A 13,501-nucleotide genomic window follows, 5' to 3' on the forward strand; every position below is an offset into this window, starting at 1 on the left:
TCGTGGTTTCGCGTGTCAGAGGTGCTGGGCCAGCCGGTCCAGCAAGGGCGCGGCCGCCGCGAGCCGCGCCAGCTCCGCCGGGGTGAACTCGCCGCCGGTCAGAGCCCGCGCGATGAGCTCGGCCCGCGCGTTCCGCTTGTCCCGCAAGGCCTGCCGCCCGGCGTCGGTGACCAGCAGCACCGCGCGCCGGCCGTCGTCCGGGTCCGGCCGGCGTTCGACGAGGCCGCGATCCCGCAACGCGCCGAGCGTCGCCCCCATCGCCTGCGCGGTGATCTGCACTTCCCGGGCGAGCGCCGAGGAAGTGGTGGGACCCGAGCGATCCAGCAGCGCCAGCGCGGTGCGCTCGGGCATCGTGAGGCCCCCCTCGGCGGGCACCTGCCGCACCCGTCGCACCAGCACGCTGACACTCGCCAGCAGGACAGCGGCAACCTCGCCGGGATCCGGATCAACGGTCATGTACTAAGGCTACCTTATCAACCTGCCTTAGTAAATTCCAGGCGCGCTCATGTAGGCCTCGGCGAGGTGCGCGGCCGGTCTTACCCGGCGCTTGCCTGAGGTTCGTCCGGGACCACGACCAGGCTGACGACGCGCCGGATGCGGCCCTCGCGGACGTTCTCGAACCGCGAGACGACCGCCTTCTCGATCTCCTCGACCATCACGGCGAACTCTTCTTCCGTCAGCCACACCGCCGCCTGCCGGTAGACGACGCCGTCCGCGTGCGGGTCGGCGTCCGGGTGGGCCAGGTAGCGGTCGAAGTCCCCCAGCAGCGACGCCGCGAACGTCGTGTACGACCGCAGGTGGTCCTCCTTCGACATCGCCGCGCGCGCCTCGGGGTCGACCACCGCCTCCTCCTTGCGCACCCGGTAGCTGCGCTCGATCGTGCCGCGCACCCGCCGCTCCTGGGCCACCTCCAGCACCCCGGCCTCGGCCAGCACCGCGATCTGCCGGTACATCGTGGCCGGCGCCACATCGGGGATGCGCTCGCGCAACTGCGCGGTGGTCAGCGGATCGGCGTCGAACAGCGCTTGCAGGATGCGCATCCGGACGGGGTGCAGGAGGAGATCGGCGGTCGCCATGGACCAATGTTCTCACATACGATACTGTTCTCACAGTCGAGAACATTTGCACGATCGAGAATGATGGGGGACGACTCATGCGGGACGTCGACACGACGGTCACCGCGGACGACGGACTGCCGCTGGCCGGCACCCTGACCCTGCCCGCGGGCGCCGGCCCGCACCCGGCCGTCCTGCTGCTGCACGGATCCGGACGGCTGGACCGGGACGCCGGCACGCGCCGGCTCCGCACGGGGGCCGGGCCCGCGCTGGCCGAAGCCCTTGCGCGCCAAGGGATCGCCTCGCTGCGTTACGACCGGCGCGGCGTCGGCGCCAACCCCGGCGACTGGCTCGCGGCCGGGTTCGCCGACAACCGGCGCGACGCGGCCGCCGCCGTGCGCGCCCTGGCCGCCCGGCCGGACGTCCGGGCCGACGCCGTCGGCGTGGTCGGGCACAGCGAAGGCGCCGTCCACGCCATGGCCCTCGGCGCGCACGCCGACGTCGCCGCGGTGGTGCTGCTGGCCGGGTTCGCCCGCCTCGGCGAGGACGCTCTGCGGTGGCAAGCCGGGATGATCGTCCGCGACCTCCCCGCGTTCGTGCGACCCGCGCTGCGGGCCTTCGCCCGGCGACAGCTGGCCCGGATCAAGACCACGGACGCCACCCGGGTCGCCGGGTTCCCGGTCAACGCCCGGTGGACGCGCGAACTGCTCGCCCACGACCCGCGCCCGGACCTCGCGGACATCCGGGTGCCCGTGCTGGCGATCACCGGCGGGAAGGACGTCCAGGTCGACGCCGCGGACCTGGCCGAGATCCGCCGGCTGGTGCCCGGCGAGGCCGAGGTCCACCGGATCCCCGACCTCACCCACCTGTTGCGCCGCGACGCCGGCCGCGCGTCGGTGCGGTCCTACCGCCGGCAGCTGCGCCGTCCCGTCGACGCCGACCTGCTCGCCCAGGTGTCCGGCTGGCTCGCAAACCGACTCAAGTAACTCAGAAAACGAATTGTTCCCGGGCTCGATGCTGCCCATTTTCGAACGAAAGGCATTCGCGTGACCACCATTTCCCCGGTTCGGCGGAAAAGCGGGCTGACCCTTTTCTGGACCGTCACGTTCACGACGAGCTGGGCGTTCTGGCTCGTCGCGATCCTGCTCGGCGGACCGCCGACGAGCTCCCCCACCGTCGTCCCCTACCTGCTCGGCGGCTTCGGCCCGGTGTTCGGCGCGATCGCCGTCCGGGTGCGGCGCGCCCGCCGCGGTGAACCCGCCCCGGCGCACGCGGTCGGCTCCCGGCCGGGCGTGCGGTGGTTCTGGATACTTCCCTTGTTGGTACTGGCATCCGCGACCGTCGTCGCCGCCGTGCTGCTCGCGGACGTCCTCGGCGGTCCCCCGCTGAGCCTGACGGCGGGACAGCACCTGGTCACGACCGCCGGCGGACCCGTTGCGTTCGTGATCAGCATGCTGATCGGCGGTCCGCTGGCCGAGGAGCCCGGCTGGCGCGGCACAGCTTATCCGCGCCTGCGCGCGTCGATGACGCGGCTGCAGGCCGGTTTGCTGCTGGGTGTCATCTGGGCCGTGTGGCACCTGCCGTTGTTCTTCATCACCGGCACGATCCAGGCTTCTTTCGGCCTGTTCAGCTTGAGCGGTCTGCTGTTCATTCTCGGTGTCATCCCGATGGGGCTGCTGACCGTTTTCGCCTACGAACGCGGTGGTGTTCCGGCGTCGATCGCGGTCCATTTCGGCGTCAACACGACCGTCGCGCTGCTGACCGTCAACGCGCCGGCGGCGCAGGCGATCGTCCTGGTCGTGCAAGCCGTTGTCGCGCTCGTGTTGCTCGGCCGCGGTCCTCGCCCGGCGCGGGCCTGACGCGGCCGGAGCCGGCCGGCGGTCGCCACGGAGGCGACCGCCGGCCTCTTGTCACCGGGTCGGAGTTCTGCCTACCATCATCCTCGTCACGCGGGTTGAAACGATTCATTTCGTCGGGGATCGACCGCCGCCCTGTCAACGGAGAGAGGAACGCGATGTCTTCGCGCCTGATGACGGCTTCGTTGGCCCTGCTGACCTTCCTGGTCCTGGGGGTGGCGCCCGTCGAGGCGTTTCCCGCGCTCGGCGACGTCCAGGCCGGCGGCCTGCAGGTCGAGCACCAGACCGACCCGCTCGGGGTCGACGTCGCCCGGCCGCGGTTCGGCTGGGCGCTGACCGCGAAGGACACCGCGCGTCAGTCGGCGTACCGGATCGTGGTCTCCACCGAGGCCGGCGGGCCCGCGAACGTCTGGGACAGCGGCGAAGTGCGGTCGTCGCAGTCCTTCGACGTCACCTACGCCGGCCACGCCCTGAAGGCGCGGAACCGCTACTTCTGGCGCGTCCAGGTCTGGGACGCCGCCCGGCACGCTTCGCGGTGGAGTGCACCGGCGTCGTTCGAGACGGCGTTCCTGGCGCCGGGCGAGTTCCAGGGTGACTGGATCGGCGCGCAGACGACCGCGACGCCGCCGTCGCTGACCGGCGCGAGCTGGATCTGGTACCCCGAAGGGAATCCGGCCGACTCGGCACCCGTCGGCACGCGGTACTTCCGGCGCGCGTTCGACCTGCCCGCCGGCGACCGGATCACGTCGGCCCAGCTCGAGCTCACGGCCGACGACAGCTTCACCGTGTCCGTCAACGGACAGCAGGTCGCCGCCTCGCCGCACGTCGGCGACTCCTGGCGGACGGCGACCGTCGTCGACGTCTCGACGGCGCTGCGTCCCGGCCGCAACGTGATCGCGGCCGAGGCGACCAACGCCCAGCCCGGGCCGGCCGGCTTCCTCGGCAAGCTCCGGGTCGAAAGCTCGGGCGCCCCCTTCGAACTCGTCACCGACGCGACCTGGAAGTCCGCGAACACCGCCGCGACCGGCTGGCAGCAACCGGACTTCGACGACGCGGCCTGGCCGCAGGCGCTGGTGGCCGCCGCGTACGGGTCCGGTCCGTGGGGCAGCTCCGTCAGCACTCCTCCCCCGCCGGAACCGTTGCTGCGCAACGAGTTCACCCTGAACAAGCCGATCAAGTCCGCTCGGGTGTACATCGCCGGTCTCGGCTACTACAAGCTCTACCTCAACGGCGCCAAGGTCGGGGACCACGAGCTCGACCCCGGGTTCACCGTTTACGACAAGACCGCGCTGTACACGACCTACGACGTCACCGCGGCCCTGCGCGCGGGCGGCAACGCGGTGGGCGTGAGCCTGGGCCGCGGGTACTACGCGATGACGAACCCCGACGAGTGGGTCGCTTCGCCGTGGCACAGCGAGCCCAAGCTGAAGCTCGAGCTCGACGTCACCTACCAGGACGGCAGCAGCAAGCGGGTCACCAGCGACAACACCTGGAAGGTCGCCGACGGGCCCACCCGCACGGAGTCGCTCTGGTTCGGCGAGACCTACGACGCGCGGCTGGAGCGGCCCGGCTGGACCACCACCGGGTTCGACGCCACCGGCTGGCGGCCCGCACTGCCGGTGACCGGCCCCGCCGGGACGCTGCGCGCGGAGGCGTTCCCGCCCATCAAGGTGACCGACGACCTGCCGATCACCGCGGTCACCGCGCCCCGCGACGGCGTGCACGTCTACGACGTCGCCGGTCCGACCGCGGGCTGGGCGCGGGTGGGCCTGCGCGGGCCCGCCGGCGCCCAGGTGACGATCACCTACGGCGAGAAGCTGAACCCGGACGGCACGGTCGACAACGTCGGCGGGTTCGGCATGCAACTGCAGTCCTATACCTACATCCTCAAGGGCGACGGCTTGGAGAGCTACCAGCCCAGCTACAGCTACGCGGGCTTCCGCTACGTCCAGGTCGCCGCGCCGGCGGGGGTCACCGTCGCGTCGGTCGACGCCGAACGCGTCCACACGGCCGTCGCCACCACCGGCGATTTCACCAGCTCCAGCCCGCTGCTCAACCGCTACGACGACGCCGAAGCGAACACGATCCTGAACAACCTGCACTCCGTCCCGACCGACACCCCGATGTACGAGAAGCGGCCTTACACCGCGGACGCGCACCTGTCGGCCGACTCCGCGATCGCCCACTTCGACATGCAGGACTTCTACGAGAACTGGATGCGCGAGCACCGCGACGACCAGAACCCGGACGGGTCGATCGGCCAGACCGTGCCCGCGACGGTCGGCGGCAAGCAGGTCAAGGACCCGGTCTGGTCGGCGAGCTTCGTCCTGATCACGTGGGACCTCTACTGGTACTACGGCGACACCCGCGCCCTCGCCGAGAACTACGACGCGATGAAGGCGTGGCTCGCCTTCTACGAGCAGGACATCGCGAAGACCGGGAACATCTACACCGGCTTCAGCTACGGCGACTGGCTCGCGCCCGGCGCCGCGAACCCGCCCGAGGGCACCCGGCTCTCCGGCACGGCCTACATCGACAAGACGGCCACGACCATGGCCAAGATCGCCCGCGCTTTGGGCCACGAAGCCGACGCCAAGCACTTCGACGCCTTCGCGGGCACGGTCGCGAACGCGCTCAACACGACGTTCCTCGACAAGGCGTCCGGGGCGTACTACGACGACCGCGCGGCAGGCTACCGCCAGACGTCGAACCTGCTGCCGCTGAGCCTCGGCATCGTCCCGGCGCAGAACCGCCCGGCCGTGGTCGCGAACCTCGTCAACGACGTCAAGACGCGCGGCGTCCACCTCAACACCGGGGCGCTGGGCACGAAGATCATCCTCCCGGCGCTCACCGACGCCGGGTACGGCGACCTCGCCTACCAAGTGGCGACGAACCCGACGTACCCCGGCTGGGGCTACTGGTTCACCGGTCTCGGTGCCACCACGATGTGGGAGGAGTGGGCCGCCACGTCGCGCTCGCACGACCACGCCTTCCTCGGCACCGTCGACGATTGGCTCTACCAGCGCGTCGCCGGGATCGAGCCGGCGGCGCCCGGCTACACGGCGGTCAAGATCCAGCCCCACCCGGTCGGCGACCTCACGACCGCGTCGGCCCACGTCGAGTCCCCGCTCGGCCAGGTGAGCTCGGCGTGGACCCGAGACCACGGCCGTTTCACCCTGCGCGCCGGAGTGCCGGTAGGAGCGACGGCCGAGATCTCGGTGCCGACCCGCGACGCCCGCGCCGTCCAGGCATCCCCGGGCGCCCGGTTCGCGGGGGCGCAGAACGGTTACGTCACCTACCGGGTCGGCTCGGGCGACTACGTCTTCCGCTCGACCTTGTGAGGATCGGCCGGGTGACGGGACAGCTGACCCGTCACCCGCGTGACCCAGCCCGTCACCGACGTGATCCGAGCCCGAACTCGCGTGATCAGAGCCGTGACTCGCGTGATTGGGCCCGGAAGTCGCGAGTTCCGGCTTCGATCACGCGAGTTCTGGCCTCAGTCACGTGGGTTACGGCTTCGATCACGTGGGTGATGGGCTTGGTCACGTGGGTTGGAGTCACCGACGACACCGCTGGTCCACTGTGGAGCGTGTGGCTCAGTCGGCTTCGCGGTAGAGGACCAGGTGCTCGTGGTACAGCACACCGTCGCGGATGTCGCCGGTTGCGGTGAAGCCCGTGTCGTCGACGTAGTCGATGTGGTTGCCGGCCACGGTGTAGCTGCCGGTGTAGGCGCTCTTCCTGGTGCCGCGGGCTTCGTCGTATCGGCCGTCCGGCCGCAGTTCCTGGCGGATGTGCCCGTCGGCGGTCACCCACATCCCGGTGACGGGGGCGTGTTCGTTGTCCATGCTTCCAGCGTCGCCGGTCTCCCCTGGCGCAACCAGGCCGTGGTACTCCCAGGCTCAGCGCAGCGTGCCGGTGGCGGTCTGCCGGCCGTGACGGTCGCGGACGGCCGTCGTGACGCCGTCCGCCGCGATGTCGGCGCGGGCGATCAGGCCTTGGTGGTCGAACAGCGGTGAGACGAGCCGGTAGTCGAAGGTCTGGTCGCCGTCGCACCCGGCCGCGCGGGCGGCTTCCGCCATGGCCAGGGCCTGGAGCGGGCCGTGGGTGAGCAGGCCGGGATAGCCCTCGACGTCGCGACTGTAGTCGCGGTCGTAGTGGATGCGGTGGGCGTTGTAGGTCAGGGCGGAGAAGCGGAACAGCAGCGTCGGCGTCACGTCGAGCGCCCGGTCGCCGGCTGCGGGCGGGACCACCGGACCGTCTTCGGGCAGGCTCGGTAGGCCGGCTTCGCGGTAGACGACGTCCTGCCGCTCGTCGACCACGACCTGCCCGCGCTGCGAGATCCGGTGCGCGACGACGACGAACGTCAGCGCGCCGGACCGGCCGTGTTTCTCCGTCTTGGACAGGACTTCCGAGTGCCGGGTCGCGGGTTCGCCGCAGCGCAGCGCCCCGGACGTCCGGACCCGGCCGCCCGCCCACATGCGACGTCGCCCCGGGCCCGGCGGGGCGAGGACCCCGCCGCGCAGCGGGTGGCCGTCCGGGCCGAGGTCCGCCTGCGCGGGCCGCTCCAGCAGGTACAACCAGTGCCACAGCAACGGAAGCCCGGCCTCGACGTCCGGCAGCGGCACCCCGAGCAACGCGGCGAGCGCCTCGGCCGGCTCGGGCTGGATCAGCTCCGTGCGGTCCATGTGTCTCCTTCCGCGCGAGGGTCAGGACGGGATCGGGTGCCGCTTGACGAGCTGGCGCGCGATGACGTTCCGCTGGATCTCGTTGGTGCCCTCGCCGACGATCATCAGCGGCGCGTCGCGGAAGTACCGTTCGACGTCGAACTCGGTGGAATAGCCGTACCCGCCGTGGATCCGCACCGCGTCGAGGGCGATCTCCATGGCCGTCTCCGACGCGAACAGCTTCGCCATCCCGGCTTCCAGGTCGGCGCGCTCGCCGGAGTCGTACCGGCGGGCGGCGTGGTGCACCAGCTGCCGCGCGGCCTCGAGCTTGGTGGCCATGTCCGCCAGGAGGTTGCCGACGGACTGGTGCTGCCAGATCGGCTTGCCGAAACTCTCGCGCTCCTGGGCGTAGCGCAGCGAGTCTTCGAGTGCGGCGCGCCCGACACCCAGCGCCCGGCAGGCGACCTGGATGCGGCCGATCTCCAGCCCGCGCATCATCTGCGTGAACCCGCGGCCTTCCGTCCCGCCGAGCAGTGCTGTCGCCGGGATGCGGAAGTCGTCGAAGGCCAGTTCGCAGCTCTCGACGCCCTTGTAGCCCAGCTTCGGCAGGTCGCGCGAGACGTGGAAGCCGGGGCCGTGCTCGGCGAGCAGGATGCTGATGCCGCTGTGCGCCGGGTCCGCGGCGGGATCGGTCTTGCACAACAGGGCGATGAGCTGGGAGCGGCGGGCGTTCGTGATCCACGTCTTGGAGCCGTTGACGACGTAGGCGTCGCCGTCGCGGCGGGCGGTGGTGCGCAGGGCCTGCAGGTCGGAGCCGCCGCCGGGTTCGGTCAGGGCCATCGTCGCGCGGATCTCGCCGGTCGCCATCTTCGGCAGGTAGGCGTCCCGCTGCTCCGGCGTGCCGTGGTCGAGCAGCAGCTTCGCCACGACGGTGTGCCCGCCCATCGCGCCGGCCAGGCTCATCCAGCCGCGGGCCAGCTCCTCGGTGACGGCGGCGTAGCACCGCGCGGACACGTGCGCCTCGCCCCACGGTCCGGGGATCGCTAGGCCGAAGATGCCCATCGCCTTCATCTGCTCGATGAGCTGCTCCGGGTAGACGTCGCCGTGGTCGAGCTCCCGCGCCACGGGCCGCACTTCGCGGTCGACGAACTCCCCCACCAGGGCGACGATCGCCACTTCCTCTTCGGTGAGCCCGTCCATGACGACTTCCTCTCTGTGGCCGGCCAACCGGGTAATGGTGGCCCAGCCGGTGGGCGAACGTGCACCAGCCGCCAGTTCCACGGCGGCGGGGTGCTGCCGCCGGGAGGAGCGCCTAGCCCCGGACGCACCCCCGAAGATCCACCTGTATCGTGAATCAAGCAGTTGCTTTAAACACCGGAAGGGGACCCATGACCGGCTTCCGGGCTCGGCGGCTGACCCGGCCCGCGCCCCTGCGGGGGTCGAACGGCATCGCCTTCGGGCCGGACGGGCGGCTGTACGCGGCGCAGTTCCTGGCCGGGCAGATCAGCGCCGTCGACGTCGCCTCCGGTGACGTCGAGGTGATCGTGCCGGCCGGCGGGCCGGTGCAGGCGCCGGACGATCTCGCCTTCGGCGCGGACGGCTTGATGTACGTCACCGACCTGGTCCCCGGCCGGGTCTGGCGACGCCGGCCCGACGGCGCGTTCAGCCTGGTCACCGACCAGGTGCGGCTGCCCAACGGGATCGCCTGCGTCGGCGACCGGCTGTTCGTCAACGAGATGATCCCGGGCGGGCGCCTGCTGGAGCTGCGTGACGACGGGCCCGTGGTGCTCACCGGCGGGCTCGCCATGGGCAACGCCATGCAGCTCGGCCCCGACGGCCACCTCTACTACCCGCACATGATGACCGGCGAGGTCTTCCGCATCCCGCCCGACGGCGGCGAACCGGAGCTCGTCGCCGCGAACGTGCACGAGCCCGTCGCCGTCCGCTTCGACCAGGCCGGTGTGCTGCTCGTGCTCTCCCGCGGCGTCGCCGGCATCGTCACCCGTGTCGACCTCCACGGCTCCGGCACCGAATCCCTCGTCACCAGCGGGATTCCCGGGCTCGACAACGCCGCCTTCGACGACGGGAACCGGATGTACGTCTCCAGCTACACCGGCGGCGGCATCACCGAACTGCACCCCGACGGGCGCACCCGCGAGATCACGCCCCGCGGCCTCGCCGGCCCGTTCGGCGTGACGATCGACCTCGGCGGCGGCGTGCACACCGCCGACCACTACCGCGTCGCCCGCCCGCGGACGCCGGACGACGACGTCGCCACCACCGGGCTGCTCACCTTCGCGCACGGCATCACCGCCGACGGCGACCTGCTCCACCTCACCTCGCAGTACGGCCAGGTCCGGACGTACGACCGGACGACGCGGGCCGTGCGCACCCGGGCGTCCGGGCTGGACCAGCCGCTGGGGATCGCGCTGCGCCAGGACGGCGTGCTCGTGGTCGCCGAAGCCGGGGCCGGAAGGGTGCGCACCATCGACGCCGACGACACCGTCGGCGTGCTGGCCGAGGGACTCGGCCGCCCGGTCGACGTCGCGGTGGCCGATGACGGGCGCTGGTACGTCAGCGACGAGGACCGCGGCGCGGTGTACCGGCTCGACGGGGAGACGCCGACCGTGCTCGCCGACGGGCTCGACCGTCCACAAGGGATCGTCGTGAGCGACGGCCGGCTGTTCGTCGCCGAAACCGGACTCCACCAGGTCATCGAGGTCGACCTGTCGACCGGGGAAAGCCGGACCGCGGCGGACCTTCCCGGGGTCGGACCGTCCACAAGGGATCAGCCGGCGCTGTTCACCCACGGTATGCCGGGCGTGCCGCGGCCGTTCGCCGGCCTCGCCGCGGCGGCCGACCACAGCCTCTACCTCGCCGCCGACGGCGTCCTCCTGCACCTCACCCCCGCGGAAACGCCGTGACCGCGCCGGGACGCCGGCAGATCCTCCAGGCGCTCACCGGCCTGCTGCTGGCCCTGTTCGTCTCGACGCTGAGCAGCACCGTCGTCGCCACCGCGCTGCCCCGGATGCTGCGCGACCTGCACGGCTCGCCCACCCAGTACGCCTGGGTCGTCACCGCGACCCTGCTCGCCGCCACCGCCGCGACGCCGATCTGGGGCAAGCTCGCCGACCTCTACAGCAAGAAGTCCCTCATCCAGCTCACCGCCGGCGTGTTCATCGCCGGCTCGATCGCCGCCGGCCTGGCCCAGGACGCGGGGCAGCTGATCGGCGCCCGCGCGCTGCAGGGCATCGGCGTCGGCGGCCTGCAGTCGCTGGTGCAGATCGCCATCGCCACGATGATCCCGCCCCGCGAACGCGGCCGGTACGCCGGTTACCAGAGCAGCGTCACGGCGTTGTCCACGATCGGCGGGCCGCTGCTGGGCGGCTACCTCGTCGACACGTCGTGGCTGGGCTGGCGCTGGTGCTTCTTCATCGGCGTGCCCTTCGCGGTCGTCGCCATGATCCTGCTGCAGCTGACCTTGCGCCTGCCCGTCGTGCGCCGTGACAACGTCCGCATCGACTACTGGGGCGCCACCCTGATCACCGGCGGGGTGAGCCTGCTGCTGATCTGGGTGTCGTTCGCCGGCGACTCGTTCGCCTGGGTCTCGTGGCAGAGTGCCGTCATGGTCGGCGGCACCCTGGTGCTGCTCGCGCTGACCGTCCGGGTCGAGCTGCGGGCCGCCGAACCCGTGGTGCCGCCGCGCATCATCCGGCAGCGCACCACCGCGCTGGCCGTGCTCGGCAGCCTCGCCGCCGGCACCGCGATGTACGGCGCCGCCGTCTTCCTCAGCCAGTACTTCCAGGTCAGCCGCGGGCACTCCCCCACCGAGGCCGGGCTGCTGACCATCCCGATGATGGCGGGCATCCTGGTCTTCTCGATCGTCGCCGGCCGCCGGATCAGCCGCACCGGCCGGCTGAAGCCGTTCCTCGTCACCGGCGCCGTCAGCCTCGCCGCCGGGTTCGCCGGGCTGGGGCTCATCGACGAGCACACGCCGCTGGTCCTGATCGGCGTCGCCATGCTCCTGATCGGCGCCGGTGTCGGCATGACGTTGCAGAACTTCGTCCTCGTCGTGCAGAACGTCGTGCCGCTGCAGGACATCGGCGCGGCGAGCGCCACCGTGTCGTTCTTCCGGTCGCTGGGCGGCACGATCGGCGTCGCCGTGCTCGGCGCGATCCTCGCCCACCAGGTCGCCGGCAGCACAGCCGAAGGTGTCCCGGCGCCGGCCGCGTACGGGGCCGCCACCGGGCACATCTTCGCCATCTCCGCGGGCGTCGCGCTGCTGGGCGTGCTCGCGGCGGTCCTGCTCAAGCCGGTTGTGCTGCGCACCAGCCTGGACGTGCCCGCCCCGGCGAAGGACTCGTCCACGACCGGGTGACGTAAACGTTTGCGGGCCCAGCCGGTTTCACGCCGGCCGGGCCCGCAACCGCGTCGATCAGGAGGTTTCCGCCGCGCAGGACGTGTCGTGCGCCGGGCGCTCGCCCGTGACCAGGAAGTCGGTCACCGCGTTGTTGCCGCACTTGTTCGGCGCGACCACGTAGGCGCCGTGGCCACCCTGGTCGATGGTGACCATCCGGGCCCGGTCACCGAAGGCCGCGCGCAGCTTGCGGGCGTTCACCAGCGGGGTGCCCGGGTCGCGCCGGTTCTGCACCAGCAGGACGTTCGACGGGCCGTTCCCGGTGATCCGCACCTTCGGCTCCGCCGCCGGGGCCTGCCAGTACGCGCACGCCGAGATGTTCGCCGAAGCCGCGCCGAGCATCGGGTACCGGACGCGGTCGACCGCGACGTCACGCTGGTAGCCCGCCACCGACTTCGGCCAGACCGAGTCGGTGCAGATGACGGCGAACCGGGCGGCGAAGGCGTTCTCCGTGGCGGCCTCCCCGGCCAGCGTCGGCACCTTGCCCTGGTCCAGCGACTGCCACGCGGCCGCCAGCATGGGGAACGAGGTGTCGCCGTAGGTGAAGCTGAAGTTCAGCCCGCGGAAGATCCCGCCGGTGAACGCGCCGACCGGCTTCTTGTCCAGGCGGGCGGCCAGGTCGTAGAACTTCGCGGTCAACTGGGCGGGCGTGGTGCCCAGCCCGTACTCCGGGTGCGCCGCGGCGAACTTCGCGAAGTCCGGGAACCGGTCTTCCAGGCCCCGGCCGAAGGCACGCATCGCGTCGACGTCGTAGCCGTCCGGCCCGAGGTTGCTGTCCAGCACGATCCGGTCGCTGCGCCGCGGGAACATCGTCGTGTACACCGCGCCCAGGTACGTGCCGTACGAGCCGCCCAGGTAGGAAACCTGGGTCTCGCCCAGCGCCTCGCGGATGCGGTCCATGTCCCGCGCGGTGTTCGCCGTGGTCACGTGCGGCAGCATCCACCCGGTCTTCGAGGTCGCGCACTGCTTGGCTTCCGCCTTCGCGACCTCCGCCTGCTTCACGACGTCGGCCGCGTCCTTCGCGTAGGGCAGGTTGCCGATCGCCTGCTGCTCCGGCGTCAGGTCGCAGGTCACCGGCGTGCTGTGCCCGACGCCGCGCGGGTCGAACCCGATCACGTCGTACGCGTCGCGCACGCCCTGCGGCAGCGGGGCCGGCAACCCCTTGAGCGTCATCAGCTGCGGGTAGTCCCAGCCCCCGACGCCGGGACCGCCCGGGTTCGTCAACAGCACCCCGCGCCGCTTTTCCGGGTTCTTGCTCGGCATCTTCGAAACCAGGAGGTCGATCTCGCGCCCGCCCGGGTCCCGGTAGTCCAGCGGCACCTTCAGCGTCGTGCACTGCAGGTCCGGGGTGGGGAACGTGGTGGCCGGACAGGTTCCCCACTTCAGGGTGTCCGGCGGCGACGGCGCGGCGGACGCGCTCGGCACCAGGGCCGTCGCGGCGACCGCGGCGATCGCCGCGGCCAGCAAGAACTTCTTCATCGGTGTCCCTTCTCGTGGCGCCCCCTCGGC

The 13,501-nt window shown here is 71.7% G+C and carries 11 protein-coding genes; 5 read left to right on the forward strand and 6 right to left on the reverse strand.

Going from position 1 to position 13,501, the window contains the following annotated elements; genetic code table 11:
- Positions 1 to 15: 15 nt before the first annotated feature.
- Together OHS58_RS19580 and OHS58_RS19585 are read right to left on the reverse strand one after the other, a co-directional pair.
- Entirely contained in the window at positions 16 to 456 is a 441-nt protein-coding gene (locus OHS58_RS19580; protein WP_328649342.1) for a MarR family winged helix-turn-helix transcriptional regulator, read from the reverse strand.
- A gap of 80 nt (positions 457 to 536) precedes the next feature.
- Complete coding sequence (locus tag OHS58_RS19585; protein ID WP_326954304.1) at positions 537 to 1,076, reverse strand: helix-turn-helix domain-containing protein; 540 nt, start codon at positions 1,074 to 1,076, stop codon at positions 537 to 539.
- A gap of 77 nt (positions 1,077 to 1,153) precedes the next feature.
- Here OHS58_RS19585 and OHS58_RS19590 point away from each other — a divergent pair, with 77 nt between their 5' ends.
- The 3 genes from OHS58_RS19590 to OHS58_RS19600 all read left to right on the forward strand — a co-directional run bounded on the left by OHS58_RS19590 (position 1,154) and on the right by OHS58_RS19600 (position 6,252).
- Entirely contained in the window at positions 1,154 to 2,041 is an 888-nt protein-coding gene (locus tag OHS58_RS19590) for an alpha/beta hydrolase family protein (RefSeq protein ID WP_328649343.1), read from the forward strand.
- A 60-nt stretch (positions 2,042 to 2,101) separates the two neighbouring features.
- Positions 2,102 to 2,914 (forward strand): CPBP family intramembrane glutamic endopeptidase, encoded by an 813-nt coding sequence (locus OHS58_RS19595; RefSeq protein WP_328649344.1) that lies wholly within the window; start codon positions 2,102 to 2,104, stop codon positions 2,912 to 2,914.
- Between the two features lie 170 nt (positions 2,915 to 3,084).
- Positions 3,085 to 6,252: a family 78 glycoside hydrolase catalytic domain gene (locus tag OHS58_RS19600; RefSeq protein WP_328649345.1), complete on the forward strand. Its 3,168-nt coding sequence runs from the start codon at positions 3,085 to 3,087 to the stop codon at positions 6,250 to 6,252.
- A 255-nt stretch (positions 6,253 to 6,507) separates the two neighbouring features.
- Here the strand turns inward: OHS58_RS19600 and OHS58_RS19605 are convergent, their stop codons facing one another.
- The 3 genes from OHS58_RS19605 to OHS58_RS19615 are packed head-to-tail and all read right to left on the reverse strand — an operon-like array spanning position 6,508 to position 8,775.
- Complete coding sequence (locus tag OHS58_RS19605; protein WP_326954308.1) at positions 6,508 to 6,756, reverse strand: Atu4866 domain-containing protein; 249 nt, start codon at positions 6,754 to 6,756, stop codon at positions 6,508 to 6,510.
- Between the two features lie 54 nt (positions 6,757 to 6,810).
- Positions 6,811 to 7,596: an FAS1-like dehydratase domain-containing protein gene (locus OHS58_RS19610; RefSeq protein ID WP_328649346.1), complete on the reverse strand. Its 786-nt coding sequence runs from the start codon at positions 7,594 to 7,596 to the stop codon at positions 6,811 to 6,813.
- Between the two features lie 21 nt (positions 7,597 to 7,617).
- Complete coding sequence (locus OHS58_RS19615) at positions 7,618 to 8,775, reverse strand: acyl-CoA dehydrogenase family protein (protein WP_328649347.1); 1,158 nt, start codon at positions 8,773 to 8,775, stop codon at positions 7,618 to 7,620.
- A 188-nt stretch (positions 8,776 to 8,963) separates the two neighbouring features.
- Between OHS58_RS19615 and OHS58_RS19620 the strand changes: the two genes are divergently transcribed.
- Together OHS58_RS19620 and OHS58_RS19625 are read left to right on the forward strand one after the other, a co-directional pair.
- Positions 8,964 to 10,499: a hypothetical protein gene (locus tag OHS58_RS19620; protein ID WP_328649348.1), complete on the forward strand. Its 1,536-nt coding sequence runs from the start codon at positions 8,964 to 8,966 to the stop codon at positions 10,497 to 10,499.
- Entirely contained in the window at positions 10,496 to 11,953 is a 1,458-nt protein-coding gene (locus tag OHS58_RS19625; protein ID WP_328649349.1) for an MDR family MFS transporter, read from the forward strand. The genes OHS58_RS19620 and OHS58_RS19625 overlap by 4 nt, the downstream gene beginning before the upstream one ends.
- 57 nt (positions 11,954 to 12,010) lie before the next feature.
- Here OHS58_RS19625 and OHS58_RS19630 read toward each other — a convergent pair whose 3' ends face one another.
- Entirely contained in the window at positions 12,011 to 13,471 is a 1,461-nt protein-coding gene (locus OHS58_RS19630; RefSeq protein WP_328649350.1) for an alpha/beta hydrolase, read from the reverse strand.
- Between the last annotated feature and the right edge of the window lie 30 nt (positions 13,472 to 13,501).

The organism is Amycolatopsis sp. NBC_00348, assembly GCF_036114655.1.
In the GTDB taxonomy this organism is placed as follows: domain Bacteria; phylum Actinomycetota; class Actinomycetes; order Mycobacteriales; family Pseudonocardiaceae; genus Amycolatopsis.